The 26,110-nt window shown below is 55.9% G+C and carries 23 protein-coding genes; 10 read left to right on the forward strand and 13 right to left on the reverse strand.

All coding sequences use genetic code 11. The features are described 5' to 3' along the window. The first annotated feature begins 60 nt into the window (after positions 1 to 60). The 4 genes from JSS75_11230 to JSS75_11245 all read left to right on the forward strand — a co-directional run bounded on the left by JSS75_11230 (position 61) and on the right by JSS75_11245 (position 5,112). Positions 61 to 2,175 carry a S9 family peptidase gene (locus JSS75_11230; GenBank protein ID MBS1904267.1) on the forward strand — a complete coding sequence of 705 codons (2,115 nt, stop codon included), beginning with the start codon at positions 61 to 63 and terminating at the stop codon, positions 2,173 to 2,175. A gap of 26 nt (positions 2,176 to 2,201) precedes the next feature. After that, positions 2,202 to 2,720 carry a hypothetical protein gene (locus JSS75_11235; GenBank protein MBS1904268.1) on the forward strand — a complete coding sequence of 173 codons (519 nt, stop codon included), beginning with the start codon at positions 2,202 to 2,204 and terminating at the stop codon, positions 2,718 to 2,720. A gap of 2 nt (positions 2,721 to 2,722) precedes the next feature. Beyond that, on the forward strand, positions 2,723 to 3,262 hold the full coding sequence (locus JSS75_11240) for a hypothetical protein (protein ID MBS1904269.1): 540 nt from the start codon (positions 2,723 to 2,725) through the stop codon (positions 3,260 to 3,262). Between the two features lie 260 nt (positions 3,263 to 3,522). Beyond that, the gene (locus JSS75_11245) at positions 3,523 to 5,112 is read left to right on the forward strand and encodes a T9SS type A sorting domain-containing protein (GenBank protein MBS1904270.1); all 1,590 of its coding nucleotides are present in this window, start codon (positions 3,523 to 3,525) and stop codon (positions 5,110 to 5,112) included. A 91-nt stretch (positions 5,113 to 5,203) separates the two neighbouring features. Here JSS75_11245 and JSS75_11250 read toward each other — a convergent pair whose 3' ends face one another. Beyond that, a complete protein-coding gene (locus JSS75_11250; protein ID MBS1904271.1) occupies positions 5,204 to 6,517 on the reverse strand; it encodes an aminotransferase class I/II-fold pyridoxal phosphate-dependent enzyme in 1,314 nt (437 codons plus the stop codon). Between the two features lie 241 nt (positions 6,518 to 6,758). Here JSS75_11250 and JSS75_11255 point away from each other — a divergent pair, with 241 nt between their 5' ends. From JSS75_11255 to gatC, 5 genes are all read left to right on the forward strand, one after another. Then, complete coding sequence (locus JSS75_11255; protein ID MBS1904272.1) at positions 6,759 to 6,911, forward strand: hypothetical protein; 153 nt, start codon at positions 6,759 to 6,761, stop codon at positions 6,909 to 6,911. A 62-nt stretch (positions 6,912 to 6,973) separates the two neighbouring features. Then, positions 6,974 to 8,101 carry a bifunctional diaminohydroxyphosphoribosylaminopyrimidine deaminase/5-amino-6-(5-phosphoribosylamino)uracil reductase RibD gene (gene ribD, locus JSS75_11260; protein ID MBS1904273.1) on the forward strand — a complete coding sequence of 376 codons (1,128 nt, stop codon included), beginning with the start codon at positions 6,974 to 6,976 and terminating at the stop codon, positions 8,099 to 8,101. A 79-nt stretch (positions 8,102 to 8,180) separates the two neighbouring features. After that, positions 8,181 to 9,068 carry a YicC family protein gene (locus tag JSS75_11265; protein MBS1904274.1) on the forward strand — a complete coding sequence of 296 codons (888 nt, stop codon included), beginning with the start codon at positions 8,181 to 8,183 and terminating at the stop codon, positions 9,066 to 9,068. Continuing rightward, positions 9,068 to 10,012 carry a DUF1460 domain-containing protein gene (locus JSS75_11270; GenBank protein MBS1904275.1) on the forward strand — a complete coding sequence of 315 codons (945 nt, stop codon included), beginning with the start codon at positions 9,068 to 9,070 and terminating at the stop codon, positions 10,010 to 10,012. The genes JSS75_11265 and JSS75_11270 overlap by 1 nt, the downstream gene beginning before the upstream one ends. Then, positions 10,009 to 10,356: an Asp-tRNA(Asn)/Glu-tRNA(Gln) amidotransferase subunit GatC gene (gene gatC, locus JSS75_11275; protein MBS1904276.1), complete on the forward strand. Its 348-nt coding sequence runs from the start codon at positions 10,009 to 10,011 to the stop codon at positions 10,354 to 10,356. The genes JSS75_11270 and gatC overlap by 4 nt, the downstream gene beginning before the upstream one ends. Before the next feature lie 113 nt (positions 10,357 to 10,469). On the opposite strand, the gene meaB is transcribed toward gatC, so the two are convergent. The 11 genes from meaB to JSS75_11330 all read right to left on the reverse strand — a co-directional run bounded on the left by meaB (position 10,470) and on the right by JSS75_11330 (position 23,328). Beyond that, complete coding sequence (gene meaB, locus JSS75_11280; protein MBS1904277.1) at positions 10,470 to 11,405, reverse strand: methylmalonyl Co-A mutase-associated GTPase MeaB; 936 nt, start codon at positions 11,403 to 11,405, stop codon at positions 10,470 to 10,472. Positions 11,406 to 11,455: 50 nt separating this feature from the next. After that, complete coding sequence (locus tag JSS75_11285) at positions 11,456 to 11,887, reverse strand: putative toxin-antitoxin system toxin component, PIN family (protein ID MBS1904278.1); 432 nt, start codon at positions 11,885 to 11,887, stop codon at positions 11,456 to 11,458. Next, positions 11,853 to 12,101, reverse strand: a complete 249-nt coding sequence (locus JSS75_11290; GenBank protein ID MBS1904279.1) for a hypothetical protein — start codon at positions 12,099 to 12,101, stop codon at positions 11,853 to 11,855. The genes JSS75_11285 and JSS75_11290 overlap by 35 nt, the downstream gene beginning before the upstream one ends. Before the next feature lie 31 nt (positions 12,102 to 12,132). Continuing rightward, complete coding sequence (locus JSS75_11295) at positions 12,133 to 13,260, reverse strand: hypothetical protein (protein MBS1904280.1); 1,128 nt, start codon at positions 13,258 to 13,260, stop codon at positions 12,133 to 12,135. An 8-nt stretch (positions 13,261 to 13,268) separates the two neighbouring features. Next, positions 13,269 to 13,958, reverse strand: coding sequence for a hypothetical protein (locus tag JSS75_11300; GenBank protein MBS1904281.1), 690 nt, complete (start codon positions 13,956 to 13,958; stop codon positions 13,269 to 13,271). Beyond that, entirely contained in the window at positions 13,939 to 14,607 is a 669-nt protein-coding gene (locus JSS75_11305) for a hypothetical protein (protein MBS1904282.1), read from the reverse strand. The genes JSS75_11300 and JSS75_11305 overlap by 20 nt, the downstream gene beginning before the upstream one ends. A 32-nt stretch (positions 14,608 to 14,639) precedes the next feature. Continuing rightward, positions 14,640 to 15,572, reverse strand: coding sequence for a hypothetical protein (locus JSS75_11310; GenBank protein ID MBS1904283.1), 933 nt, complete (start codon positions 15,570 to 15,572; stop codon positions 14,640 to 14,642). A 13-nt stretch (positions 15,573 to 15,585) separates the two neighbouring features. Then, a complete protein-coding gene (porV, locus tag JSS75_11315; GenBank protein MBS1904284.1) occupies positions 15,586 to 16,680 on the reverse strand; it encodes a type IX secretion system outer membrane channel protein PorV in 1,095 nt (364 codons plus the stop codon). A 24-nt stretch (positions 16,681 to 16,704) separates the two neighbouring features. Continuing rightward, positions 16,705 to 20,856 carry a type IX secretion system sortase PorU gene (gene porU / locus JSS75_11320; GenBank protein ID MBS1904285.1) on the reverse strand — a complete coding sequence of 1,384 codons (4,152 nt, stop codon included), beginning with the start codon at positions 20,854 to 20,856 and terminating at the stop codon, positions 16,705 to 16,707. Positions 20,857 to 21,304: 448 nt separating this feature from the next. Beyond that, positions 21,305 to 21,643 carry a histidine triad nucleotide-binding protein gene (locus JSS75_11325; protein ID MBS1904286.1) on the reverse strand — a complete coding sequence of 113 codons (339 nt, stop codon included), beginning with the start codon at positions 21,641 to 21,643 and terminating at the stop codon, positions 21,305 to 21,307. A 26-nt stretch (positions 21,644 to 21,669) separates the two neighbouring features. Next, the gene (locus JSS75_11330) at positions 21,670 to 23,328 is read right to left on the reverse strand and encodes a hypothetical protein (protein MBS1904287.1); all 1,659 of its coding nucleotides are present in this window, start codon (positions 23,326 to 23,328) and stop codon (positions 21,670 to 21,672) included. A 134-nt stretch (positions 23,329 to 23,462) separates the two neighbouring features. On the opposite strand from JSS75_11330, the gene JSS75_11335 reads away from it, so the two are divergent. Next, on the forward strand, positions 23,463 to 24,542 hold the full coding sequence (locus JSS75_11335; protein MBS1904288.1) for an aspartyl/asparaginyl beta-hydroxylase domain-containing protein: 1,080 nt from the start codon (positions 23,463 to 23,465) through the stop codon (positions 24,540 to 24,542). Here the strand turns inward: JSS75_11335 and JSS75_11340 are convergent, their stop codons facing one another. Continuing rightward, entirely contained in the window at positions 24,543 to 26,012 is a 1,470-nt protein-coding gene (locus tag JSS75_11340) for an adenosine deaminase (GenBank protein ID MBS1904289.1), read from the reverse strand. Between the last annotated feature and the right edge of the window lie 98 nt (positions 26,013 to 26,110).

Raw genomic sequence — 26,110 nt, forward strand, 5'->3', positions numbered from 1 at the left:
TGACGGAACACATTGGAAGCGGAATCCGTAGTTACTTCCTCAAAAATACCACTTGCGACTATGTATCGCTCCATTCCACTCATTCTCATTTGCATGAGCCTTTCTTTCGCCTCGACGGATTCTCTCGCTCAACTGAGGTACCCGCATCCTGCCAAAGACAATGTCGTCGATGAATACTTCGGTACGAAGGTCGCCGATCCGTATCGTTGGCTCGAGAATACCGATAGCGCCCTGACGCATGAATGGGTCGAAGCCGAGAACAAGGTTACCTTCGGATACTTAGACCAAATTCCGTTTCGTGCGAAGATGAAAGCACGGATGGAAGAAATCCTAAATTACCCAAAATTTTCTGCGCCGCAGAAGATCGGCAAATACTACATCTTCACGAAGAACGACGGTCTTCAGAATCAGGCCGTGACATTTATTCAGGAAGGCCTCGGCGGCGAGCCGCGTGTGCTGCTCGATCCGAACAGCATGAGTGCCGACGGTACCGTCGCCCTTGGCGGAACGTATGCATCGAACGACGATAAGTATCTGGCCTACTCTGTTCAGAAGGCCGGCTCCGATTGGCAGGAGCTCTTCGTTCTCGATCTTGCTACCGGCAAGAAGCTCAGCGACCACATCGAATGGGTCAAGTTCTCCGGCGCCGCGTGGTATCGCAACGGATTCTTCTACTCTCGGTTCGACGCGCCGAAGCAAGGCACGTACACCACCGCGAACGAGAACATGAAGGTGTACTACCATACGCTTGGTGAGAACCAAAGCCAGGACATGCTGATGTACGAAGACCCCGCCAACCCGAAGTACATGAACTACATGGGCGCGACGGAGGACGAACGGTTCATCACCCTCTACATTCGTATCCCGGGCCGTAAGGGCAACATCCTCAAGATCAAAGACACCCAGCATCCCGAACTCGGTTTCGTCACGCTCAACAACGACCCGGATGTCGATTGCGGCATCGTGGAATCGAACGGCGAGGATATTTACCTCATGACGAATCGCAATGCCCCGAAGAATATGGTCGTCGTTACCCGCATCGACAATTCGACGTCGTGGAAGCCGGTGATTGCGGAATCGGATAACGTCCTCGAAAACGTCTCGATGGTCGGCGGCAAACTCATCGCGACATACATGAAGGACGCGAGCAACCATGTGTTCGTGTACGATCTCAACGGAACGAAGCTCTACGAGATCGCGCTGCCGACCGTCGGTTCGGTCAGCGGCTTTGGCGGCAAGAAGTCCGATACCGAGGTGTTCTACACCTTCTCATCGTTCACCTATCCGGCGACGATCTATCATTACGATCTCAAGACGAACACGTCGACGCTCTTCCGCAAGTCTCAGGTGAAGTTCAATCCCGACGATTACGAAGCGAAACAGGTCTTCTATCCGAGCAAGGATGGCACGAAGATCCCGATGTTTATCGTGCATAAGAAAGGCCTGAAGCTCGACGGCAAGAATCCGTGCTATCTCTACGCATACGGCGGTTTCAACGTAAGCCTGACGCCCGGTTTCAGCACGGCGCGCATCGTGTTGCTCGAAAGCGGAGCGGTCTTCGCAATGCCGAATCTGCGCGGCGGCGGCGAATACGGCGAGAAGTGGCACGAGGCCGGCACGAAGATGCACAAGCAGAACGTGTTCGACGACTTTATCGCTGCAGCGGACTATCTCTGCGCGAACGGCTACACATCACATGAGAAACTCGCCATCGCGGGCGGCTCGAACGGCGGATTGCTCGTGGGTGCGGTGATGACGCAGCGACCGGATATCTGCAAGGTCGCACTGCCGTCGGTCGGCGTGATGGATATGCTTCGCTATCACAAGTTCACGATCGGATACGGGTGGGCAGCAGATTACGGTACGAGCGACGACAGCAAAGAGATGTTCGAATATCTCTATCATTATTCGCCGCTGCACAATATCCGCGCCGGCATTGCGTACCCTGCAACAATGGTGACGACCGCCGATCACGACGACCGTGTCGTGCCGGGACATTCATTCAAGTTCGCAGCGACGCTCCAAGAGAAATATTCCGGCCCGAACCCGCAACTCATTCGTATCGAGACAAAGGCCGGACACGGCGGCGGCAAACCGCTCTCGAAATTCATCGAGGAGACCGTGGACGAGTACTCGTTCTTCCTCTACAACGTCGGCGCTTCGCCACAGTACTAAGTCTTTCTCATACATCATCATCAATCATGACCACTCCACTCATCAGGCGCGTTGCATGCTTGTCGCTGCTTGTTGCAGCGCCGGTGAGCGCGCAGTTTCGCGACCTCGCCACTCGTCCCAAGCTCGATACCGCGGCGATCTCGCAGTTCATCTCGTCGTATCGCGGCCGGCACGAGGCGCTGTACGCCAAGACACTTGATAAACGGTATTTCGGGCCTCTGCTGACCTTTTCGGGCAGGCAGTTCGTGTCGGAGGCGAACGGAACAATGCCGGCCGAGGCGGCGACGGATCTCGTCATGATCGGCAACTCCACTACTTTCGGCGCCGTGGTCGGTGGGCTCGCAGGCTTCCTGGCTTCGCTCGGAGCGTTCGCCAGCGCCGCTTCGAAGAATCCACCGGAAAGTCAACACGTCTCCCTGTCGCCGACCGAGATCACGCTCATGATCGCCGGACCGCTTGCCGGCGTGCTCATTGGCGGGCTCATCGGGCACTACATCCCAAGCGAGATTAATGCCGCCCCGATGAATGCGTTTCGGACTCGCTAACGATGAAGCCTCGCCACGCGCTGATCGGCCTATTATTACTGTTCGCGGGGCTCGCGATTGGCTACGTGCTGCGAAGCAGTAGCATTGCCGATGCTGGCGGGCCGGGCACACATCCGGTCGGCGACTCGAGCCTTACACTGGAAGAGAGCGTGCGTCGGCTTACTCAATCCGCTCCGGGGCTTGGCGAGTTTATGGTCGCGAATCAGCTACATGCGGCAAAGCTCTGGTTTGCTGCGAAGAACGAGAATTGGCGATTGGCGAAGTACGAACTCGACGAGCTCACGGAGGCAATGCAAGCCGCCGAAGCGCTGCACGTCACGAAGAACAACGTGAATATCACGGAAGTATTGACGGGTGTGGAGAAAGGAATGATCCCGCCACTCGATGCAGCGATCGCCGGAAAAGACTTTGATACCTTCAAGCACGCATACGACCAACTCCTGAGCGCCTGCAACGGCTGCCACACCGCAAGCGATCACGGCTTCATCAAGATCGTGACCCCAACGACAGAACCGGTCTCAAACCAACAGTGGGCACCGTAGAAACAGCGCCCACTGGGAATTTTGTTTTGGCAACGATCATCGCCGGATTCAGACGGCGCATCGTCGGGATCGGATCGCGAACATTCATTCACACTTTTCGAATGTCAATTGCGTTGATTCGACACGTGAGGGAACTATGCGCTATATGTTATCCCAATTATTAGGGGCAACACTTTCTGATATTGGAGGACACAGGATTGACACAGCACTGAATGAAGAAATATTGCGCCATGTTAGTGTCGAACGTGTTTATTTACATCATGCGATTTCTGCTTGTCTTCGGTTTCCTCTGTGTATATGCGTCCGGGCTTTTTGCTCAAGGAGCAGCCGATCCGAATGCAATTGATTTGAGCGGCCGTATGGATACTATCGCCCGGGGACTGCCATTTAATGGCAAGTTCCAACTTGATCCGATTGGCTTTCTGAATATACGTCAGCAAAACAGCGACGAATGGGAGGATTTCGAGATAGAATGGGCAGCGCTTGAAAACCACTCGACAATGCGATATGGTGGAAGTCTTGTATTTGATACCGCGAATAATTTCGTGTTTTATGGGATTCCTAAACTCATAGGCGATTTTGACAAGGACGGAAGAACTGACATTGTTGATGCAGAGATGTTTCGATTGTATAAGGGAAAGAACGAAGAACCGTACTACGATTCCCTCCCGTCAATGTCGTTTCTATTTCATAGTACGGCAGGGAGTGAAGCTGTCATAGACTATGACGAGGACGGATTCGAAGATGTCATCGGTTCTGGGGTAGATGGAAGCAACTATTACATTACACTCTACAGAGGTAATACCAACATCGGCGGTAGACCATTTATATTCCCGTCGGATTCAATCGCGCTGCCACCGCATGGATATGATCACATTATTGCGGGTAAGTTCGCTTCTCATTCGAAGCCGTCAATTCTATTACAAAAAGGAAGAGCCATAACTATTATCCCCAATACAACTAACCTTTCCCAAGCCTCGGCATATCTCATCAGCGACACCTCGAACAACGGCATCTCCACCAAGAATATGTACGCAACGGACATTACTGGAGATGGAATAACTGACCTGCTTCTCTCAGATGGTGACCACATCTATATTTTCAAGGGCGGTGATAACTTTGGGACATATTCACTTACTGCGGAAAAAGCTTATTATGTAATACCGTCTCCGAAACTCCTTGATCCTGCAGCATGGGGATTATTAGCTAATGATTTTGGAAGCAACCCAAACGGAAGCGAGATGTATGCAGTAGGAGATCTAACTGGCTCAGGAATTCCCTATGTCGCCGTCGTTACTAATATGGTCGACACATCAGTCGGCTATTTCAAGCCGTATGTATTCATGTATGCCGGAGGGAAAGCATTAGATTCACTGTACGATGCGGTCATTACTTGTCAAAGCCACGATGGTCTCGGCGGCATTGACACATTGCATTCACTATATACGAACGGCAGAACGGTCTTCTTGCTTTGTGACTACGCAGATCAGAGCTACAACCTCAACAATCTCGGATTTCTTGTTTCGCGTGACTGCGAAAAAATCCCGCATCGAACGAACCCCAATTTAGTTGTAGCGGGTCAGGGCAGTACACAAGTGCTTGCGTTAGCGGTATCACCATGTTTTGCAAATCGCTATGCGAAACTGATTATCGAATCGAAGGATGCAGCGGAGGCGACGATTCGGGTCTATGATGTACTTGGCAAAGTAGTTGAGAAACGAAACACGCTTCTTGATTCAGGAAGCAATACCGAGTATATCAACACAACCAATTGGGTATCCGGTACATACACTATTCAAGTCGAAACAAACGTGAGTTTACGAACTAAGAAGATCGTCGTTGGGCACTAATATCTACAGACTAGCATGCCGCCATATTTAGGTTCTCTATGCAAAAGGCGGGATGACCCGCCTTTCCATGCTGACGACCTGATACCTGCCACTACCTCAACGCCTCAATCGCGGCGCGGACCTTTGGTAGGACGGAGTTGATCTCATCGACATTCGTCGCACCGACGGAGAGGCGGCACCAGCCCGTCTCTTCACGCAGATCGAAGGCGTAGAACGGGACTATCGCGAAGCCTGCCTTCTCGAGCAAGTACTTGCGGATCTCTTCGGTGCTCGAAAGCTTCTTGCCCTCCGGCGTGGTCTTGCCGATGAGTTCGAACTGCACGCTGAGGTAGATGGCGCCCATCGGCGGGATAGCATTCACACCCAGGCCTGCCGCATTCATCGCCGAGAAGCCGTCATATAGTGCACGCAGACGCTCCTCCACGCCTTTGAACATCGTCGCGTGATACTGGTCGATCACATCGTCGCGCATCAACAGCTCGGCAGTTGCAACCTGCTCGGCGCGTGGCGCCCAGGCACCGACGTGTCCGAGGATGTTCGACATCGTCGCCGCAATATCCGGCGGAGCCACTGCCCAACCGACACGAACGCCCGTCGAAGCAAAGCCCTTCGAAATGCCGTCAACAAACACAGTGTAGTTCGCCATCTCGGGGCGCAAGGAAACCGGGTTCACGTGATCGGTCTCGCCGAACGTGAGCATCCAATAGACCTGATCGTACATCAGGAACAGCGGACGCTCGCCTTCGCCGCGCGAGGCGTTCTCTTCGAGGATCAGATCGCAAATGCCTTCGAGCTGATCGCGGGTGAACATCGTACCGGCCGGATTGAGCGGCGAGTTCAGCGAGAGCAACCGCGCGCCTTTGAGCTTGCCTTCGAGCAGTGCGCGCGTCGGCATGAAGCTATCCGCAGGTGTCGTGATCACCGGCTTTGCGATGGCCGAGTGCAGACCGCAGTAGTGATTGTTGTTCCACGACGGCACGGGATAGACGACCGTATCGCCGGGAGCGACGAGCGCGTTGTACGTGCCGTAGATCACCGGACGGGCGCCGCCGGTGATAATGAACGACTCGAGCGGATAGTCAAGACCCAAGCGGCGCTTGTAGAACGACTGCACCGCCTTGCGGAGCGTCAGCACGCCGTCGGACGGTGGGTAGTTCGTCTCGCCACCGTGCAATGCCTTGGCGATCTCGTCCTCGAGAAATTGCGGGATCGGGAAATACTTGGAGTTGAAGTCGCCGACCGTCAGGTTGCATACCGTCGCTCCGCCCGCGACCATCGCGCGGATATCGGCGGCGATCTTGAGGATCTCGGACCCAATGATCTTTGACGGTACCGGCGCAACGCGCGGCGTCGGGCTGGTCTTGAACGTCGGTGTAACGACAGTCTCGGCGGTAAGTACTTCCATAAGTATCCTTTCTTGAATGATAGCCCATTGAAACAGTATTACGACGCGAAGTGCTCCCTATCCCCCAGTGTCATTCTGAGCGAAGCGAAGAATCCCTTCAGGATTGCCTGAACGTTCGTGGCACACCGAAAGGGATTCTTCGCTTCGCTCAGAATGACGGCGTGTTGAACACTTTCAGATGCTGTCACTGTGCGCGTCACTAACCGCGAACCGATGCAACACGACCAACTGTTGAGTAGGCATGAAGACCTCTGAGGCTGCCCGAGCAGCAATGATGGGCGCTACGGTTGTGATCCTGAGCCAATTTGAAGGTTGGAACAAGCTGATCGCGATTGGAGCCTTATTTGCCCTCGCCTTTGTGCTGCGGTTGTTCCTGCCGAAGCAGTTGGTATAGTCCTGCCAACACCCCAATACCTACAATCTTCTTCCTCATTCATTCGTTAACCGATTCACTCTATGCCGGTTACCGAACGAGATACCGAACTCATGCGCCGAGCCCTTGCGCTTGCCGTGCGCGGACGAGGGCACGTCAGCCCGAACCCGCTCGTCGGTTGTGTCATCACCGACGCGAGCGGCTCCGTTATCGGCGAAGGTTGGCATGAGCGTTATGGCGAAGCGCATGCCGAGGTCAACGCTGTACGTAATGCGGAATCGAACGGCCACTCGGTCGAAGGCGCCACCGCCTACGTGACGCTCGAACCATGCTCGCATCATGGCAAGACCGGCCCTTGCGCCGATATGCTCATTGCGAAGAAAATCGCACGGTGCGTCATTGCGATGGAGGATCCCTACCACGAAGTGCAAGGTCGGGGCATCAAGAAGCTTCGCGACGCCGGGATCGAGGTTGAGGTCGGGGTACTCGAAGCCGAGGCCCGCGAAATTGGCAAGTTCTTTATCAAGTACGTCACGACCGGCATGCCGTATGTGACGATGAAGATCGCAATGAGCCTCGACGGCAAGGTCGCGCTCAAGAGCGGCGCATCGAAATACATCACGAGCGAAGCCTCGCGCGCCGTTGTCCACCGCATGCGCGCGGAGTACGATGCCGTGATGGTCGCAAGTGCGACGGTGATCTCGGACGACCCGGAGCTCACGGTGCGCCTCGCGAAAGGCCGCCAACCGAAACGGATCATCCTCGATGCATCGCTGCGTGTCAGCGAACATTCGAAGGCGTACTCCGACGAGCATCGGGCGTCGACGATCGTCGTCGTCAACGAGCGCATCCTTACAGAGAAGAAAGAGAAGGCGGCGCTTCTGTCATCCCAGGGCGTTACGTTCGTCCCAGTGGTGACAAACGGCGAACAACTGGATCTCTCCACTGTTTTGCAAGAGCTCGGGAAGCGCGGCATCGCCAGTATCCTTATCGAACCCGGCCCGACGCTTGCCACGACCATCTTCGCCCAACTCCTCTTCGACGAACTTGTGCTTTTTTACGCGCCTACGGTGTTAGGTGACGATGCCCGCTCGGCCTTCGGCGATCTGCACCTGCGTTCGCTTGCGGCCCGCGAGAACCTTACCCTCGTTCGCGCTGAAGGGGTCGGGGAATCGGGCGATGTGTTACTTGAATTGAGATTGAAGCATTGAGAAGACGGTTCAACAAAGCCGCTTTCTCACATTGCAGTTCTTCTCAATTCTCAATTTCCAATTTCCGATGTTGATTTCCATGACCGGCTTCGGCCGGGGTGAAGTGACCAGTTCGAAAGAAGGCTCCGGCCTCACGGCAACCGCCGAGATCCGCAGCGTCAACTCGCGCTTTCTCGAAACGTCCATCCGTCTGCCGCGTACGCTATCGGAGAGGGAGTTCGAAGTGCGTGAGCTTATCCGCAAAGGGCTCGGCCGTGGGAAAGTAAGCCTGAACGTTACGATCTCCGGCGGTGACGACAGCGCGAACATTCCGCTCTCGGTCAACGAGACCGCCGCGAAAGGCTACTTCGAATTGCTCGATCGCCTTCGCACGATCACCGGCGTCACGGCTGAGATCACCGTGCGGGACCTGACGTCGTTCAACGACGTCTTTCTCACCGACGGCGCCTCAGGTGCCCGAGCGGCGCAGGAATGGGAGCTTGTCCAGGCCGCCATCGTGAAGGCGATCGAAAACCTCAATTCCATGCGCAAGCAGGAAGGTGCCGAACTCGAAAAGGATTTTCGTGGCCGCATCGCGACACTCGAAACCATCGTCGCCGAGATTGAAGCGAAGTCGGCCGATGCATCGAAGCAGGAGTTCGAGCGGATGAAAGAGCGCGTGAAAGAGCTGGTGGATGATCCGGCCGTAATCAAGAACGAACGTCTCGAACTCGAGATTGCGATTCTGGCCGAACGGCTCGATATTACCGAGGAGATCGTTCGCTTCCGCTCGCACATCAAGTTCTTTCTCGAAGCGCTCGATGGCAGCGAAGCGGCAGGACGCAAGTTGAACTTCTTGCTGCAGGAAATGAACCGCGAGATCAATACGATGGGCTCGAAGTCGGGCGACGCTCCGCTCGCGCATCGCGTCGTGGTTGCAAAGGAAGAGTTGGAGAAGATCAGAGAACAGGTGCAGAATATCGAATGATGAAGCGAGGTTGGATCGTCGCACTTTTTGCTATCATTCAGCTACAGATGGCAAGGCCGTCTGTGGCGCAAGAAGCCGATAGTGGCAAGGTTGGTGCAGCGGTAGTCAACGTTGACTACTCTTACGCTCCAGTGTGCCCGCCTTCAACCGATTCGAGTCTGAAGGCGATCATGCAGCGATTGAACGCATCGCGGGTTGGAACGCTACCCATCGGTGCGAGGATCGTGGCGGCCGGCAAAGAGCTCCTCGGCAAACCGTACTTGGACAAGACTCTGGAGGTGGGTGAAGATATGATCGTGCCTGTCTGCAATCTTGAGGGCTTTGACTGTGTGACATTGTTTGAGAACGCATGGGCATTCGGAAGATTGGCTAAGAACGGGAGCTCCGTACGACTCGGGAACCTCAGTGCTGAAATTCGTACCACTCGCTATCGCGATGGTCGCGAGAATGGTTTCTACAGCCGCCTGCACTACACCACCGACTACTTCTATAACAACACCCAGCGTGGCCTTCTCAAGGAGATGACTCGCACGATCGGCAAGAAGTATGCGATCCTTGAGACGAAGCCGATCAACTTCATGACGAAGCATCCGAATCTGTACAAGCAGTTGAAGGACGATCCGGCGATGGTCGCGAAGATGGATTCGATCGAGCGTATGATCAGCGCACGTGGCGGGTTCTATTACATCAAGAAGGAGAATGTCGAGAAGATCGAGTCGGGCATTCAAGACGGCGATCTCATCGGCATCACGACGAGCATCCCGGGCATCGACATCTCGCACACCGGCATCGCCGTTAAGGGAGACGACGGACGGATCCATTTCATGAACGCGAGCTCCGTCTTTCACAAAGTGATCATTTCCAAAGAGCCGCTTGCCGACTACCTCGCGAACAATTCCAAGCAAACCGGCATTATCGTCTACCGACCGATAGAACAACCATGATCACCCGCAAAGACACCGAACACATCGCGAAGCTCGCACGGCTGGAATTCTCCGATGCCGAGTACGAGCAGCTCACCGGCGAGCTCAACAATGTCATTGGCTACATCGACCAGTTGAACGAGCTCGATGTGACGAACGTCGCGCCGCTCGAGAACATCAACGAGTCTGTCCAGACGAATGTCTTCCGTGCGGACGAGTCCAAACCGTCGCTTCCCGTTGAAGAAGCGCTGAAGAATGCGCCGAAGGCTGCCGATGGATTTTTCCTGGTCCCGAAGGTGATCGCGCAAACCAAAGCGCCGACGGCGATTGCATCGGAGGATGAAGAGGAAGTCTACGACCTCTGAGGATGGAAGCGTGATGGAATGTCATTCCGAGCAACGCGAGGAATCTGTTACGCTGCGCTGTTTAGGATGATCGTTCATCGCGGATTCCTCGCTCCGGTCGGAATGACAGAGGGTTACTTACTCCCGAACCGGCTTACTAATTCCCGCGCCGCTTCATAGCTCGAGAGCTGCTTGTTGACTACGGCATCGAGCTTTTCTTCGAGTCCAGTCGTCCGCTCTTTCGTCCAGAAATTCACTCGTAATAAGGCTTCGACGAGTTCGACGATACGCTCGCGTTCGCGCTCGCGGCGTTTGGTCTCGAGCGTGTGCGTGAGTTCGAGATGCGCTTTGTGACGGTCGATCTCGGCAAGCACGAGGTCGATGCCCTTTCCCGACGCAGCGATCGTCTGGACCACCTCGGGTATCCACTCGTTCTCGGCGTGCGTGATGCGGAAGGTAAGAATGGTCTTGAGCGCACGCACGGCCTGCTCGGCGCCGTCGCGGTCGCTCTTGTTGACGACAAAGAAGTCCGCGATCTCCATTAGCCCCGACTTCATCGCCTGCACTGCATCGCCCGATTCCGGCACAAGCACCACGATGGTCGTATCGGCTGCCTTTGCGATGTCGAGCTCCGACTGACCGACGCCGACAGTCTCGAAGAGGATGATATCGAAGCCCGCAGCATCGAGGATATCCGCGGCGTCCTTCGCTTTGGCCGAGAGTCCGCCAAGCGAACCGCGGGTCGCCATCGATCGGACGAAGACTCCTTCGTCCATCGAGACATCCTGCATGCGAATGCGGTCGCCGAGGAGTGCGCCGCCGGTGAACGGGCTGGTGGGGTCGATCGCGATGATGCCGACGGTTTTGCCGAGCTTGCGGAATGCACGGGTGAGTTCGTTCGTCAGCGTGGATTTCCCCGCACCCGGAGGGCCGGTGATACCGATGCGATAGGCATGGCCGAGCCGCGGCGAGAGCGCATGCAAGAGCGGCGCCGCTTCGGGCAGGTCGTTCTCGACGATCGTGATGGCGCGAGCGACGAGGCGACGGTCGCGCGCAATGACTCCGTTGATGGTTGCCGTGCTATCCAAGTCGCCTCTTAACACACGAGGTGGCGTGAATGTCACCGACGAATTTTCCGCAGTTCTTTCTCGAACTGCGCAGGGTTCAGTACCTTGGCTTCGCCGATTTTCCGGAGATCAAGCAACGCCTTGTCACCGGTCACGAAGTAATCAGCATGCGATGATACCAACAGATCGAGCAAGAAGCTGTCCTTCGGGTCAGGTTCGAACGTGTGCGTAGCTGGCGGTGAGTACCATTCGGCGATCTCATTCAACAACAGAACCAACTCCTCTACAGCCGCCTTCGGAAAATACCGCGATAGCGACGGCCTGCGGGTGACCTGAAGCAGCTCTTCGATGAGTTGATCTGAAACAACAAGGACGACGGAGCTATCCGCAAGGAGCGGTGCGAGCGACTTCAGTCGTTTCCCGATGAGAAAACTGATCCAGACGTTCGTGTCAATGACGACGCGAACGGGTCTTGCGGCTGCCATGGAGTTCTGCGCGGACCTCTTCCACTTCCTTCATGATCTCATCCTCCGAGAGATCGTCCGTCTTGAATATATCGAGTAAATTCGAGAACCTACGCTCGATGAAGTCACGCTCCAACTCCTTCGAGAGCTTTCGGCGCTCTTTGAGCGGCAATCGGTTGATCAACTGGACGAGCTGATCATAGGTGATCGGGATGTGTAGCGAGCGTTCACTCATATCAGAATTAACCCCACCCAAAGCGAATAGTTCACAGTTGCTTCCCGTAGATCCGATACGTCTTATACCGCTTGCCGTTCATCATCTCGCAGGCGCGGTTCATCATGTCGTTGTCGTCGAGGATCCAGGACGCTTCGCCGTATTTGTAGCCTTTCTTCTCGGCACGTTCGATCGTTTCCCGATAGAGCATGCCGTCGATGCCGCGGCCACGGAATTCCTTCGTGACGCCGAGAACGAGGATGCGAACGGTGTCGATGGCCTTCTTCTTCGTGAGCAGATTCCAGAGCGCGATCGGAAGATTCATGATCCCGCGCGGGATACGCGGTCCCGCGGCAAACGCCTGATTGACATCCGGCAATGAGAGCGCAAACCCGATCGTCTCGCCTTCATGCTCGGCGAAGAGCACGAGGTCGGGGTCGTAGATCTGTTTGAGGTCACCGGCGAGGAAGTCGAACTCCGCGTCGCTCATCGGCACGAAGCCCCAGTTCTTTTCCCACGCAGAGTTGTAGATGCGCTTAACACGCTCTACGTCTGCCATGAACTGCTTCGGGTTCATCGGACGAATGGTGACGTTCGCCCGCTTCTGCAGCGCGCTCGTGACGCGAACGAGCTTCTCACTGCGGGCCGTCTCGGTCGAGAGCAGCCATGCGTAGAGATCTTTCGACTTCGAGTACCCGTTCGCTTCGATGAGGTCGATGTAGTACTTCGGGTTATAGGTCATCAATAGCACCGGCGGCTTTCCGAAGCCATCGACGAGCAGCCCATACTCATCGTTCGCCGACGGATTTGCCGGGCCAAGCACGCTCGTCATTCCCTTCGACTTCAAGAATGCTTCGGCTTCGGCGAAGAGCAGCTTCGCAACTTCGCGATCGTTGATGCATTCGAAGAACCCGAAGAAACCGGCTTTATCCTGATGCGTCTCGTTGTGGTTGCGATTGATGATCGCTGCGATGCGCCCGACGATCGTTCCGTCGCGCTCGGCGAGGAACCACGCGACTTCGGAGTGCTTGTAGAACGGGTTCTTGACCTCGTCGATAAGCTTCATGCGGTCCATCTCGAGCGGCGGCACCCAGTTCGGGTCGTCGCCGTAGATATCCCACAGAAAACGAACGAAGCGGAGCTTGTCCGCTTTCGAGGAAATGCGCCTGATGGTCGTCATGTGTGTTCTTAGCGAGCGAGCTGGTCTACAACTCGTTTGACAAGTTCGTTCGAGCCTTTGACGTCGTCGATCGTCGTTTGGTATGCCTCCTGCATCGCAGTCTTTGCAGTGCGCGCTTTGTTGACAAGCGCCGCATACTGTTCCTGACTGTCGGATCCGCCATGCACATGCACGATCCCGTCGTTGACATCGAATCCGGCATTCTGCAAAAACACGAGCGCCGAGCGGATTGCAAGTACGTAGTTGGACGACTTCAACGAATACTCGACGAAGATCGACGCCTGGTGTTTGAAGTCCTGCCAGAAATTATCGAGCGCGTGCCACCGAGCCGAATCGCCGAGGCGGGCTTCGAGATAATCCACGCTGTCACTGAGCTTGTGAAGGAGCGTCGTGTTCTGCTGTCGGAACGCTTCGAGAAATTGTTGGTAGTGCAGTAACGATTGCAGATGTTCGTAGATCTGATTCGTGTCCAAGCTTGCAGGCTCGAGCGGAGCCATATCATCAAGCCCGAGCCGCAGCGCCTGAAAGCGGCCGGTATTGTTATTGAATGCCTCGACGGCATGTGTGACAAAATACGCCGCATCGATACCGGGGGCATTCCCGGTATTGACCTGTGCTTCGCATGACGGCACGACGGCCAGCGTCAGAAGCGCTGCCGCAATCAGCGACAGCAACCGATCACTTATTCGCCGCGCCATACGCCTTATTCATTTGGTCGCTCGCTTCCAGCGTTGCCTTCTGCGACGCTGCACTTGCCGATACAAGCTTCCTATTCGCCGCGTTCACTTTGTTCATCAGCGTCTCGTACTGCTCGTACTCGGTCTTGTCGGTAAACGAGAGCTTTCCGTCCACGACCTGTACTTTCGCGGTGGATATAAATTCCAACACTTGCTTCACGTTGGTGTACACGTTCGTCAACGCCATCGTGTACTTATCGAATGCCGTCTGATCGCTGGCGTATGCATCGAGGAATTCCTGCAAGTATGCTTTGCGGACACGAATAGGCATTTCAGAGCGCATGGCGGCGACAGAATCATCGACCTGCTTGCGCATATTCGCGCTGAGCGAACGGTACACATCGAGATAGGCAAGAAAATCATTGATCTTGCCGGTATTTTCTTTGATCTTCTCCGCCGAAAGCATCGAGGGATCGAGGGGCCGGGCTTTATTGATCTTCCCCAGCTCTTCGTTGAACCGTTCGGCACGCAGGTTCAGCCGTTGCATACTGCTATCGATGAGCCTGGATGCACGGTGATTCATTGCCTCCATCGGATCGTTGCGCTGCTGCGCAACCGACGCCGAGGCTAGAAGCGTACATACTGCAAGAATTCGTATCACGTGATTCATAGTTACGAGGGAATAGATCGTAGTAATAATCGTCAGAACGTCCAGCGAAGTTTCGCCGTCGGAATGTAGGCGACAAAGCCGCTCGAGAGGCGGCGTTCGATCAACTGGCCTTCGAGATGGATTGCCGAGTTATGGTCTTTTGCCAAGAGCGCCGCATCGATCGCCGAGAGCAGCCGGTTCACGATTGCGCCCCATAAAAAGTACTGCGCAATATCATACTGCTGGTTCATATCGGCGCGCATGTATGCGTGACGCTGCGCCTCGGGCGAATCAGTCAGATAATGCGTCGTCGCATCCTTCCATCCGGGCGTGAACTGATCGTATTTGGAAATAAGCTCGTAGTACTGCTGCGTGCCAAAGGCCGGAAGGTTATGCGTAAAGTCCGGGTAGCCGCGAATATTGAGCGAGTCCTCGGCCATATTGATCTGCTCGACATTATTCGGGTCGGTGATGCGAAACGGCCGTCCGGATTCCGCAAGCAATGCATTGAGCGATGCCGCATATCGGCTGCTGCTCCAGAGCGTATCGGCCCACGCGTGAAATGCAACCAGCGAGTCGTCGCCTCGTTTGTTGTACACGTAGCGGCCGTACCATACGCCGCCTTCGATCGCGGTGAAGATCATCCCTCGCCAGATCTGGTCGCCGACATAATACTCCCCCAATCCCGGCAGGATCAGCGACAACCCTGCCGCAAGCAAGCCGCTCTTTTTCGAGGCCGGTTTCTTTGCGATGGGCCCGTCAAGGCCGGGGATGGAGGTCTCGTCGTGATCCTGCACGGCGGACGTTTGCCAGAATTGCTCCCTGCGCATCAGATCGTTCGTGACGATCACAGCAGACGACGCGGGCCGTTCGGCGAACTGCGCGACGGCGGTCCGACCCCAAAGACACACAAGCAGCATGAACATGCTGCTTGCGATCGATGCTATACTTCTGGAGCGATGCACAGGTAGAGTGTTGCCAGCCAACGTTGTTCGAAGGTTACCAGGTGATTCCCAGACTGAACCGAAGCGTATTGGCAAGCGGGTGGTTCTGCTCGAAGGTATTGATGTAGCTAAAATCGAATTGATAGACATCGTAGCGGAGTCCGGCCCCGAAGGTGAGGTAGCGACGACCACCGATCATTGCGCCTTCGGTGTAGTACCCGGCGCGCAAGGCCAGCAACTGATCGTACCAATACTCGGCACCGAGCGAGAGCATAAACGACTTTCCGGTATTCGCATCCCATGCGGTCACGAATGCTTTCGGAAGGTTGTCCGACAGGCCGGTCGAATCGCGGTGGACCAACAGTTTTGCGACATCCGCCGCAAGCGTGATCTCGTTATACTCATCCTTCAGCACTTTATACGACGCACCGAGACGCAACACCGTCGGCAACGGATCTGCCTGAGCCACATCGACATACCGCACCTTCGGGCCGATATTGGCGATGTTTACTCCGACAGCAAGGCGATTCGCCAGTTCTTCGATGTACGTCGAATCCGGGCGCCACATCGCGCTGATATCGAAGCTGACCGAACGACCGACGCCCTTCTGCTTCTCCTGGCCGACCGTCAGCGGCGACAGCGAGGACTGGATATAGCGGATATTACCGCCGAAGCCCCACTCGTTCGAGAGCTTCGTCGCATACCCAAGCGCTACCGAGTATTCGAACGAATGGAATTCGCCGAGCGGATCGGGCGATTGTTCGGTCGTATAAATAAACTTACCGAGGTTCAGGAACGTGATGTTCGCCGCGATCGTCCCGCCGAACGTCTCTTCGTCGTTCCACTTGAAGTTTGCATACTCGTAGAACAGATCGCTGTTGAACTGCGGCAGCCACTGCGAGTGCGTCAGATACACTTCCTTCCCCGATTGGAATGCCAGCCCTGCCGGATTCCAATAGATGGCGTTCGAATTATCCGCAATACCGGTCCCGACATCGCCCATACCGCTGGCGCGGGCATCGGGAGCGATCAACTGGAACGGCACCGCCGTCGTAAGGATCTGGGTTGCTGTCGATTGTGCAGCGCTGCGTTGAGCTCCGAGGCCAACGCCGATCGCCACGACAAGAATAGATGCGATATACCGTTTCATGTAACTGGATTCTCCTATAAACTCTTAATGATCCCGCGTGATGATAAATGTCCCGCCCGAGGTCGTAGTGACACCCGAGAGGCGCTGGGTTGCCGTCATGCGGAACAGATACATCCCATCCGCAAGCGGCGAACCGCTCTGGTCGTTGCCATCGAACGGGATCGTAATCACATTCGAAGAGATGCTCGGTACCTCGATCGTCCGGACATGTTGTGCGATCGCCGAGTACAAATCGAGCGTCACATCGACCGGGCTTTCGGGCGCTGCCGGCTGCTCGAGCGTAAACGTTGCCGTACTGCGTACCGGATGCGGCGTGACCGTAACATTGAACAATCGATACGGCGCATCGCCTTTGGCGACAAAGTCGATGCTCGTGAACGCCGGATTTCCGGCGGCATCGAATGCGCGGATATTCATCCGATGATGTCCGAGCGGCAACGACACACGCTCGGTGCTGGTGCCGTTGGTAAAATCGTCGGACGATGCAACGTACCCATCGGCAAGATCGATCATGCCCGACGTCGAATCGTCGACCCACCCGACGAACGAATGACCGATCGACGAGGTCGAGGTGTTCAGCCCGGAAAGATCCTTCACGTCGACAATGAGCACCGAGTTGACCGGCACCACGTCGCCGGAGTGGAATGCCCGCGTCCCGATGAATGCCTTGAGTGCAGGGCCCTGACTATCGGCGTCGATGCGTGCCGTATCGATGCCAAACACTCGGATATTCTTCGCATTGCCAAGCGCGGAGCGAAAATCGTCGGAGTACGCAAGCATCGAGATTTTCGCATGCGAGGTATCGAACTTGATGTCCTTCGACACGACGAACGACGTATGGAACCGTCCGTTCGTGACCGTAGCGCCACCGGTATACAGAATGGGTCCATCCACCTGCCAGGTGTCGGTAATCGGCGGCGTCTCGATGAAGGTCGTCGTATAACTCACGAACGACGGAGCGTCGTAGAGCGTGACGGCGGTCGAACCGTTGAACGTCTCGTCGATATCCGAACCGTCGCAAATATTCGAAACGTGACCGGATAACGCCACAAGCGAAAGTGCGCTGATCTGCACGGGCGATGCGGCGTTCTTATCGTATGACTGGCCGTTAATGCTGTCGATCACCATGTATTGACGTGGCAGCAAGACGCGCTGTGCGGGATCGCCGAGCAAGAAGTATTTATTACGATTCGGCGTATAGCTGCTCGTCGCGCGTGCATACACGTACGAAACGCCGACTGGTGTCGTCGAGACACGCGAATCGCACGGTTGCGAGAACAGCGAACGATAGAACTGCGGGGCGAACGAGTCTCCGCCTGCAACGGAGCGGCACGTCGCAAGCAACCCGATCGCGCCGCCATCGGGCTTCTTGAGCATTTGCACGCCGCCCGAGATCTTTGCTGCGTAATCGTCGTACTGGCTGAAGTCGCACGTCGCGGTCGTGACATATGCCAGGCGATTGAAGTTCGTAAACTTATTGATTGTCGAGGGCACCGATAGAATACTCTCGTCGGCCCACACCGTCGGATTACCGTGACCGACGTACGAGATGATCGCTGCGCCACTGTTGAACGCATCGACGATCGCGGCTTCCATTTCCGGTTTCCGGCGACCGGCAGACGTAAAGATATTCGGATATGCCTGTCCGTATATTTTCTCAAACAGAAAACGATCCGGCGTCTGATACACCTCGTTCTGTGTATCATTGAGGTGATCGAGACCGTCGGGTGATTTCAGATCGGTGTGGTAGCGATCGTCGCAAATGAATGCGATGCGTGAGCGCCACGGGCCCTCGTCGCTCGACGTCTCGTACTTTGCAACTTTCGCAATATATTCTTCGGCTTCCGTCGCATTGAGCACGGCAATGCGGCCAATGGCCATATCGACGGTGCTATTCGGACTCGGGTTGAAATCGCCGAAGAAGCCGTCATCGGAATCGTACTCCGGCTCGCTGGCACGGAAGCCTCCGACCGTAACGACGTCTGCCGTCTCGTACACCGGAATATTCACCGGGATCTGGGTCATGCGATTCTGATAATCGACATGCCCCGCGCCGAAGAGACAAACGTACAACGGCACCGTCCCGCCGCTGACCGCCGAACGACGCTCGGCCGCGCGGATGAAGTCGCGAATTGCAGTGGCATCGTTTGCACCATAGCCGAACTCGCGGTATATATCTTCCAGCGTCACGACCGAGACCGTGATCGGGCCCGTCGCTTGCCCGCCGGTACGCCGGATCTTCGCCAGTTTGTTCGCCTGTTCGAGCATCGAACTCGGGACGATAATGATCTCCTCCGCCCCTTGCGTACAGACGGTCGAACGAAGCGTCGGCGTAGGGATGCTTGCCAGCGTTACACTCTTGAGTTGGGACGACGTGAATGCGTAGAATCGGCGCATGGTGGTCGCTGGTCCGGCGATCGTAGCAGTTATCGACGAGCCTGAGGCTGTTGCGAGTTCGCGAATGTTCGTAAGATCTGTCACGTCCCACACGCTGCCGTTGGGTGCGTCTGTAAAATCATAACGATATGCACTCGCATCCTCGGTCAGATAGAACGGGATCTGACCATTCGAAAGGCTCAGCGAATGGCGATAGAACACCTCGATGAAATTCAACCAGAACGATGCGGCTGTTTCGTTCGCCGTGGCCTGCAGTGTAACGGTGTTCGGCGTGCCGAACCCTGCGGGCAATAAGAATTCGGGATCCCAGCGACGCGTCGTGTACGGTCCTTCATTCAGATCCGAGATCGTACCGTAATCGACGACATCGGGGAATGAGGTCCCGTTGATCTTTACCGAGAAATTATGCCGGGCAGTTGTACGCGAATTGAACGCCGGACGAATGACCGTCGAATCCGGCAGATACCCGGGCAAGGACGGCAGACCGATCGATACGTCGCGTCCGATCGGGATCGACTCGCCCAAGAATTCACGACTGATGTTCGGATGCTCGAACCGCATCTCGGCTTCATGTAAGGCGACTGTCTGTACAGACGACGCTGTCGTAACCGTCACCGAAGCGTCGATCTGATCCGGTACGCTGAGCACCCGTTTTGTTGCAGGAGCGCCGCCGACCTTCAGCAGGAAATGTCCGGCGGTCGAATACGGATTCATCACATGATACATCCCGTAGATACGTGAACCGCCCGAGTTATGCTGGTACGCCCATTTTGCCGGACCGGGAGCATAGAAACGGATTTCCGAAAGGCTGCCGTCGGGCTTTGTGACCACCGAGATCGAACATTCGTGCAATTCACCCGTCAGGCTATCGACACTTTCCGGCAACGCTTGTGCACCGTAGCCATATACTGCGACAGTATTAGCATCGATATTCGTTGCGCCGGCTTTTGACAGGTCGTCTGCCGTGATATGGTAGATGCCATCGTCTGCCGTCGTAAGTGCAAACCATTGTTCGTTCGCGGCTGTGGGTACCGACTTCATCGAGATCGCATTCATCGGCAGACCCGATGCAAGCTGTGCAACCGCCGAACGGTAGAGCGATGTGTTATCGCCATTGATGCACATGGTCTCGAAATACTGCGATTCGAGCGGCGAGTATGTCGCGGTCGATACCACATGCGATGCGCCGGGAATACGGATACGAACGACCATATCCTTCACGAGGGTGATCGTCGCATTATCAAGTTCGTAGCGCACGGGATGGATAACGAGCGCACTGCGCCATGCCGTGCGAAGCACCTGCGGCGCATTCGCCGTTGCGTATGCAACAACATCGCGCGAACCGTAGGCTTCGGGTGTTCGGACATAGCGAAGTTCGGCGGTGCCGTTCGATACCGTTTGCACCGGTACCGGAGCAAGAACCCCGACGAGCGATTCGGTCTGCATCGAGACGATCTCGACCGACGGCGTTGCATCGGCCCCCGGCACGAGCACACCGAGATCGAGATACGCTTCGGCGGGAGAACCGATCGGGATCGTACCAACGGTCGACCCGGAGTAGGAGATCGCAAGATAGCGTTCGCCGGTGACGCCGTCGCTTACGCGCCGCGTCGAAAAGTCGGGGTGAATGTGAAGAACGATCTCGGACTGACTTGCGGAAAGGACCTCATAGCTCGAACGCGCTGCGAGCTGCTGCCCACGCGCATACGAAACAACCAGTGCAACGGCACACACCGCTGCAACATACCTCAGGACGATATGATACGAATTTCTACGCATAAACGGGTACCTCCAATGTGAAGACATCGGTGAATACCTAATAAACGTCGGTCGTTCTATTTTGATACAACAGGTGACGCGTTCTTACCTCAGCGACCGCCGAGGGGTCATCCGCTGCCGTTTAACTGTAGAAATTCGCGATAGCGTATGTGTTTTCGTGAATTAAAGAGCGGAAAAGCCCGCGGACGGGCTTCAACACCTTTTTAAAGCCGTTTCGGCCCAAAGAAGTTCGCCCCGACCGGACACGTCCCCAAGCCTACGCAGCCCAAAGAACAGTGTTACTAATATGACACCCCAGACTTCCCGTTTGTATCGGAAACGGTGAAAAATTCTTGGCCTGAGATGGAGACCTTTCGTCCGTTGCAAGGCCTTATGGCAACTACCGCCCAGAGCTACACCCTGTTTGCTTGTGAGTTTTTCCTCCCCTGGTGCGACTATATACTGATGCTCAGCCCGGTGGCCAATGCAGTTGTCGGCCGCCGAGGAGGTGGCAGTGGATATGATCGACCGACTGGCCACCGTCGCGGTTACAGTTGAACACGAGGCGGTAACCGTTTTCGGCGATGCCTTCGGCTGCGGCAATTTCTTTCGCAGCAAGCAGCAGCGTGCCCATGAGCTCGGTGTCGGTCGGCATGAGGTCGTTGACCGTCGGGATGCTGCGCTTCGGCACAATCAGGATATGCACCGGGGCCTTTGGGTCGATGTCGCGGAAGGCAATGACATCGTCGGTCTCATACACGATCGTCGCGGGGATCTCGCGGGCAATGATCTTTTCGAAAATGGTCATGGCTGTCGGTGCGAAATGGATGGACGTTACCGGGTAAGCTGTGCCAGGCCGGGCTTGGGTTCGCTGCGCAAGCGGCCGATGACGAGACGGAAATTGACGTCCCCGTGCGCGACCGCAATACTATTGGTATCCTGCATGCCATGGGCGAAGGGCCCGAACACGCTGGGATTCGATGCGCCGCCTTCGGGCAACATGGCCAGCACCCGCAGGTGCGGTTCGAAGTACGAGGACGCATCGCCAAGGGCGAGCTGGTCGGCCGGGCTCCAGAGTTGGCGGCCATCTGCACGGGCGATCATCCCTCCACGCGGCTGATACTGGCCGGGCTTTGCGATGGCGGCGCCGATCTCATAGAGGTATGCCGGCGCTGTGGCGGAGTAGGAAATCATCGGAAAATGTCCGATACCTTCTGCTGCGACAATGGAAGAATCGAGCACGAACCGAATATCGAGCGAATCGAGATGCAGATCGGTGCTTGCAGTCGTTCGTTCGCCGCGAACGAGCTGGGTGGCATGGTCGCGAACGTCGGCTGCCGCTTCGGAGCCCCGATTCGTGCCGAGAGCGTTGACAACGCCGGCGACGATCATCGCGATAAATGCGACGCTCCGCAGCAACCGGTCAACCGCGCCGCGACGAACCGCCGGACCGCGAGAATAGCTTGCGGCAATGACAAAGAACAACGACATCCAGATGAACGCACCGGATTCCACGCCGACCTTCATCAACACCAGCCCGAGCAACGAGACGATTAGCAGGATCGTACCCGCACGCTTCGTCGAACGCGATTGCCACGACACTTCCTCCATCGGGAGCAAGAACGCACGCACCAGCGAAGCCAGTGCAAGCAACACGACGACAGCGGAGGTGGTGATCGCGATCAGATCGCTTCCCGGGAATGCGGCCTCGCGGACGATCGGCGTTGCGGCAACCGCGAGGAGCATGTGGGCGGTAGGTGTCCAGGCGATGAATCCGCTCGTCGAGAGCATGAAGATCGGAGCCGGAGCGAATACGCGCAGTAGCAATACGACACAACCTGGGATGACAAGCCCGAGGACGCGGTTGAAATTCGAGAGCCAGCCCTGATTCAAGTGTACCGACCGACGCTGTTCGCTTGCAACCGCGAACGTGATGAAGATCACCGCAAAAAACGCCAGTGCATGACACAACGCCACGAGCGTAAATCCGACCATCAGGACGTAGTACGAGCCGCTTCGGGGGTGGTCTTGATGCAGAAAGAAACTCACCAGTGCGATGACCAGCGTTTCACCCACAAGATACGGGACGGAGCCGACAAAGAATACGCCGCTCCAGACGATGACCGGTACCAGGAAAAACACCAACGCTTCGCGGACCCTCAAGGCTCGCAACAGCGAGACCATTGCCATCCCTCGACCGAAGAACCCGATACCGACAAGCAGCAAACGAGTGACCACCTCCCCGTTAAGAAGAAACCCAAGCAGACCGCTGACGAACGGGACGAGGATGTTGGCGCCGGGAATGAGCACCAGGCGAAGCCCATCGTTCGGGCTCCCGGCGAGGTGCTGGCGGATCGTTTCGGATTGCAGACTCCAGAGCGATGCGTCGAGCGGGAGGTACTTGTGGAAAAATATCCACAATGCCTCGATGGCGAGCACGAGCATTACCAGCGCGCGCGCCTGCCGTTCCCCGCGTCCGACGGAATCATCCAACATCCTACCTGTGACGAGTGTAAGGGTTCAAAAATACACACAGATTCCAATCCGAACTGAATATGTACGGATTGGATCGTCCGAGCGCATAGTTACCAGTGTACGATTTGCTCGATCATCAACAACCATGAGTTATGGCGCAAACGACAATACCAAGTTGCCGCATCGATCTGCCGGTAGAAATCCAGGCCCTACAGGCTGACTACGCCCGCATTCGGGCAGAGCGCTGGCAGGCGCATTTCAATACGAATGACTACGTCGGCGACTGGAGCGGCCTCGCACTACGAGCGCCGCACGGGAAAACCGACACACTCTACCCCGACCCCACGGCAACAAACGATTCGTACCGTGACACCGCATTGCTCGAACACTGTCCGGGTATTCGCGCCATGCTGTCGTCGCTGCGCTGCGATATTCGATCCGTGCGACTGTTGCGCCTTGCGCCAGGAGCCGTCATCAAAGAGCATCGCGACCATGCACTCTCGTTCGAAGAGAACGAAGTGCGTTTACATATACCGATCGTCACGAACTCGGAGGTACAGTTCGTCAGTAACGGCGCGTCGTTAGCGATGAACGAAGGCGAGTGTTGGTATATCAACGCGTCGCTTCGTCATAGCGCCGAAAACCGCGGTACGACCGAACGAGTGCATCTGGTAATCGACTGCGTCGTCAACGATTGGCTCCGCGCGCTATTCCACCGTGCAATGACGCTCGCACAACCGCAAATCGTCGAGCAGATCGTTTCGTTTGTCCGATCGATCGGGATTCCGGTTGAGTTCGGTGCTGTCGGCGAGGATGCTGTATTGCCCGGAATTCGCATTCAACAGGCAGGGCTGATCGTGGACCTCTCGACGTTACTATACCCAGGCGACATCCTGCACGAGGCAGGCCATATCGCCGTTGCACCACCCAACATTCGACGCGCAATGGACGGAACGATCGACCCCGCCACCGATCTTGAACATGCGGGTGAACTCATGACATTACCGTGGACGTATGCTGCAGCGCTTCATATCGGCCTTGATCCTGCAATTGTTTTTCATCCAGACGGATATCACGGATCGAGTGAATCGCTCCTGGATAATTTTCGCAACGGCCGCTACATAGGCGTCCCGATGCTCGAATGGGCAGGGATGACACTCAGCAGGCAGCAAGCTGCAACCGAAGGAGGTCTGCCATTCCCGCACATGACCCGCTGGATACGGGAATCGTAATTAATGTAGGTGCGTGATCGTACTCTCGAACTCGCGAAACGCGCGATCGAGTCTGCCGCGCTCGGTTGCTTTATCGCGAGGGGTGAGAAAACTATAGTCGATACTATTGTAGACGAACTGCTTGATGTCCGCGTATGAGAATCGGGGATATCGCATCGCGAGTTTGACAAATTCCATCGTATGGTCGCTGCGAAGCACACCGGGATCGTCGGTGCTGATCACGATCGGAACATGATGATCGGCATAGAGTGTAACGGGATGCGTGGAGTTCTTGACGCCGAGAATAAATTCGTTGCTCGTCAGATTGATCTCGACGGTCACATGACGCTTAGCCATTTCGTCGAGTAGCTCGTAATTCTTTGTCTCGGATGCAATGTCGACGCCATGCCCAATGCGCTCGGCGCCGGCCAGATCGACAGCCGAGGAAATGTGCCATGTCAGATCCTCAGGCTTTACCATGCCGGGGACGAGTTCGCCGGCATGCATCGACACGTGTACCTTCGGGAATCTCGTCCGCATAAAGTGGAACATCACCATGTGAAGCCAGTAATCGTTCATCGATACATCCGCGTTTTCCGGCGCAACGATATTCACACCCATCACGAGGCTATCCATATCGCAGGAGGCGAACGATAGATACAGCTGCCCGAAAACATCGGCGGGCGGCGATACACGGGTGACATAATTTAAGAATCGAACCGTCACAAGCGAATCGAGCCCGTCCGGCAATGCCGACGCATCGCGAACACCGACGAGCATCGCATGGTGATTTGCCGCAAGTTTGTCCGCACCGAATTCGTATCGCAGCGAATCGAATATCATACTCAATACGTCCAGCGCCGCACCCGTATCGCGGGCCGCTTCGATGCGCCATAGCTTCTCGTTGCAACGGGAGAAAAAGGTTTTCAACTGCGCATTCCCCGACGGCATCGACGGCCGGATCAGCATCGACTCGATATAGGATGTATGCTCCGCAATCGCTCGCCGCTTGATCTCCTGCAACATCGGCGCTTCGCTGCCCCAGATGGCGGGACCGAAGAGGTTGAACGTTGCGAAAAAGTGCGCGTCCGGCGCACCGGAACACGGCGTGAAGTCTTTGACCGACCACAATCGGATCAACCGGTCTTTGAAATACGATCGTTTGCCGACGGACATGGAGTCGAACGAGACAACCGACCGGACGCCGCTCGGCTGCATCCCTGGTGGATAGATCACGAGCGCCGACGTATCGAGCGAATAGTGTTTGTGTGCGGCTGTGTCGAAGAACGTCTCGGCATAGATCGCACCGCTGAAGTGATGGTGCAGATCGCCGCCTTTCGGCATGCGATGGAAGAAGGCGCGAAGCTCGGCCTCATTCGAGCGAATGGATTCGAAATACGAGGAGACTCCCGGTTCACGAACGGACGGTTGGGCGTAGACCGCAGACGAGAGAATCGCAGTAAGTATAATGGCGATGGCAGACTGTTTCACGTGTTCCTCCGAATGGAAAAGAACAAATCTACTGTCAAATATTCACCGTGGCCGAGATTCCTTACCGAAAGCAGGTTTTGTGCCGACATGCACTGCAG

The organism is Bacteroidota bacterium (genome assembly GCA_018266755.1).
Taxonomy (GTDB): Bacteria; Bacteroidota; Ignavibacteria; order Palsa-1295; family Palsa-1295; genus JAFDZW01.

What these genes read in the sequence shown, in the direction of transcription:
- JSS75_11230 (MBS1904267.1), top strand. Translation starts at nt 61, where the DNA reads ATGTATCGCTCCATTCCACTCATTCTCATTTGCATGAGCCTTTCTTTC.
- JSS75_11235 (MBS1904268.1), top strand. Translation starts at nt 2,202, where the DNA reads ATGACCACTCCACTCATCAGGCGCGTTGCATGCTTGTCGCTGCTTGTT.
- JSS75_11240 (MBS1904269.1), top strand. Translation starts at nt 2,723, where the DNA reads ATGAAGCCTCGCCACGCGCTGATCGGCCTATTATTACTGTTCGCGGGG.
- JSS75_11245 (MBS1904270.1), top strand. Translation starts at nt 3,523, where the DNA reads ATGCGATTTCTGCTTGTCTTCGGTTTCCTCTGTGTATATGCGTCCGGG.
- JSS75_11250 (MBS1904271.1), bottom strand. Translation starts at nt 6,517, where the DNA reads ATGGAAGTACTTACCGCCGAGACTGTCGTTACACCGACGTTCAAGACC.
- JSS75_11255 (MBS1904272.1), top strand. Translation starts at nt 6,759, where the DNA reads ATGAAGACCTCTGAGGCTGCCCGAGCAGCAATGATGGGCGCTACGGTT.
- ribD (MBS1904273.1), top strand. Translation starts at nt 6,974, where the DNA reads ATGCCGGTTACCGAACGAGATACCGAACTCATGCGCCGAGCCCTTGCG.
- JSS75_11265 (MBS1904274.1), top strand. Translation starts at nt 8,181, where the DNA reads ATGACCGGCTTCGGCCGGGGTGAAGTGACCAGTTCGAAAGAAGGCTCC.
- JSS75_11270 (MBS1904275.1), top strand. Translation starts at nt 9,068, where the DNA reads ATGAAGCGAGGTTGGATCGTCGCACTTTTTGCTATCATTCAGCTACAG.
- gatC (MBS1904276.1), top strand. Translation starts at nt 10,009, where the DNA reads ATGATCACCCGCAAAGACACCGAACACATCGCGAAGCTCGCACGGCTG.
- JSS75_11285 (MBS1904278.1), bottom strand. Translation starts at nt 11,887, where the DNA reads ATGGCAGCCGCAAGACCCGTTCGCGTCGTCATTGACACGAACGTCTGG.
- JSS75_11290 (MBS1904279.1), bottom strand. Translation starts at nt 12,101, where the DNA reads ATGAGTGAACGCTCGCTACACATCCCGATCACCTATGATCAGCTCGTC.
- JSS75_11295 (MBS1904280.1), bottom strand. Translation starts at nt 13,260, where the DNA reads ATGACGACCATCAGGCGCATTTCCTCGAAAGCGGACAAGCTCCGCTTC.
- JSS75_11300 (MBS1904281.1), bottom strand. Translation starts at nt 13,958, where the DNA reads ATGGCGCGGCGAATAAGTGATCGGTTGCTGTCGCTGATTGCGGCAGCG.
- JSS75_11305 (MBS1904282.1), bottom strand. Translation starts at nt 14,607, where the DNA reads ATGAATCACGTGATACGAATTCTTGCAGTATGTACGCTTCTAGCCTCG.
- porV (MBS1904284.1), bottom strand. Translation starts at nt 16,680, where the DNA reads ATGAAACGGTATATCGCATCTATTCTTGTCGTGGCGATCGGCGTTGGC.
- porU (MBS1904285.1), bottom strand. Translation starts at nt 20,856, where the DNA reads ATGCGTAGAAATTCGTATCATATCGTCCTGAGGTATGTTGCAGCGGTG.
- JSS75_11325 (MBS1904286.1), bottom strand. Translation starts at nt 21,643, where the DNA reads ATGACCATTTTCGAAAAGATCATTGCCCGCGAGATCCCCGCGACGATC.
- JSS75_11335 (MBS1904288.1), top strand. Translation starts at nt 23,463, where the DNA reads ATGGCGCAAACGACAATACCAAGTTGCCGCATCGATCTGCCGGTAGAA.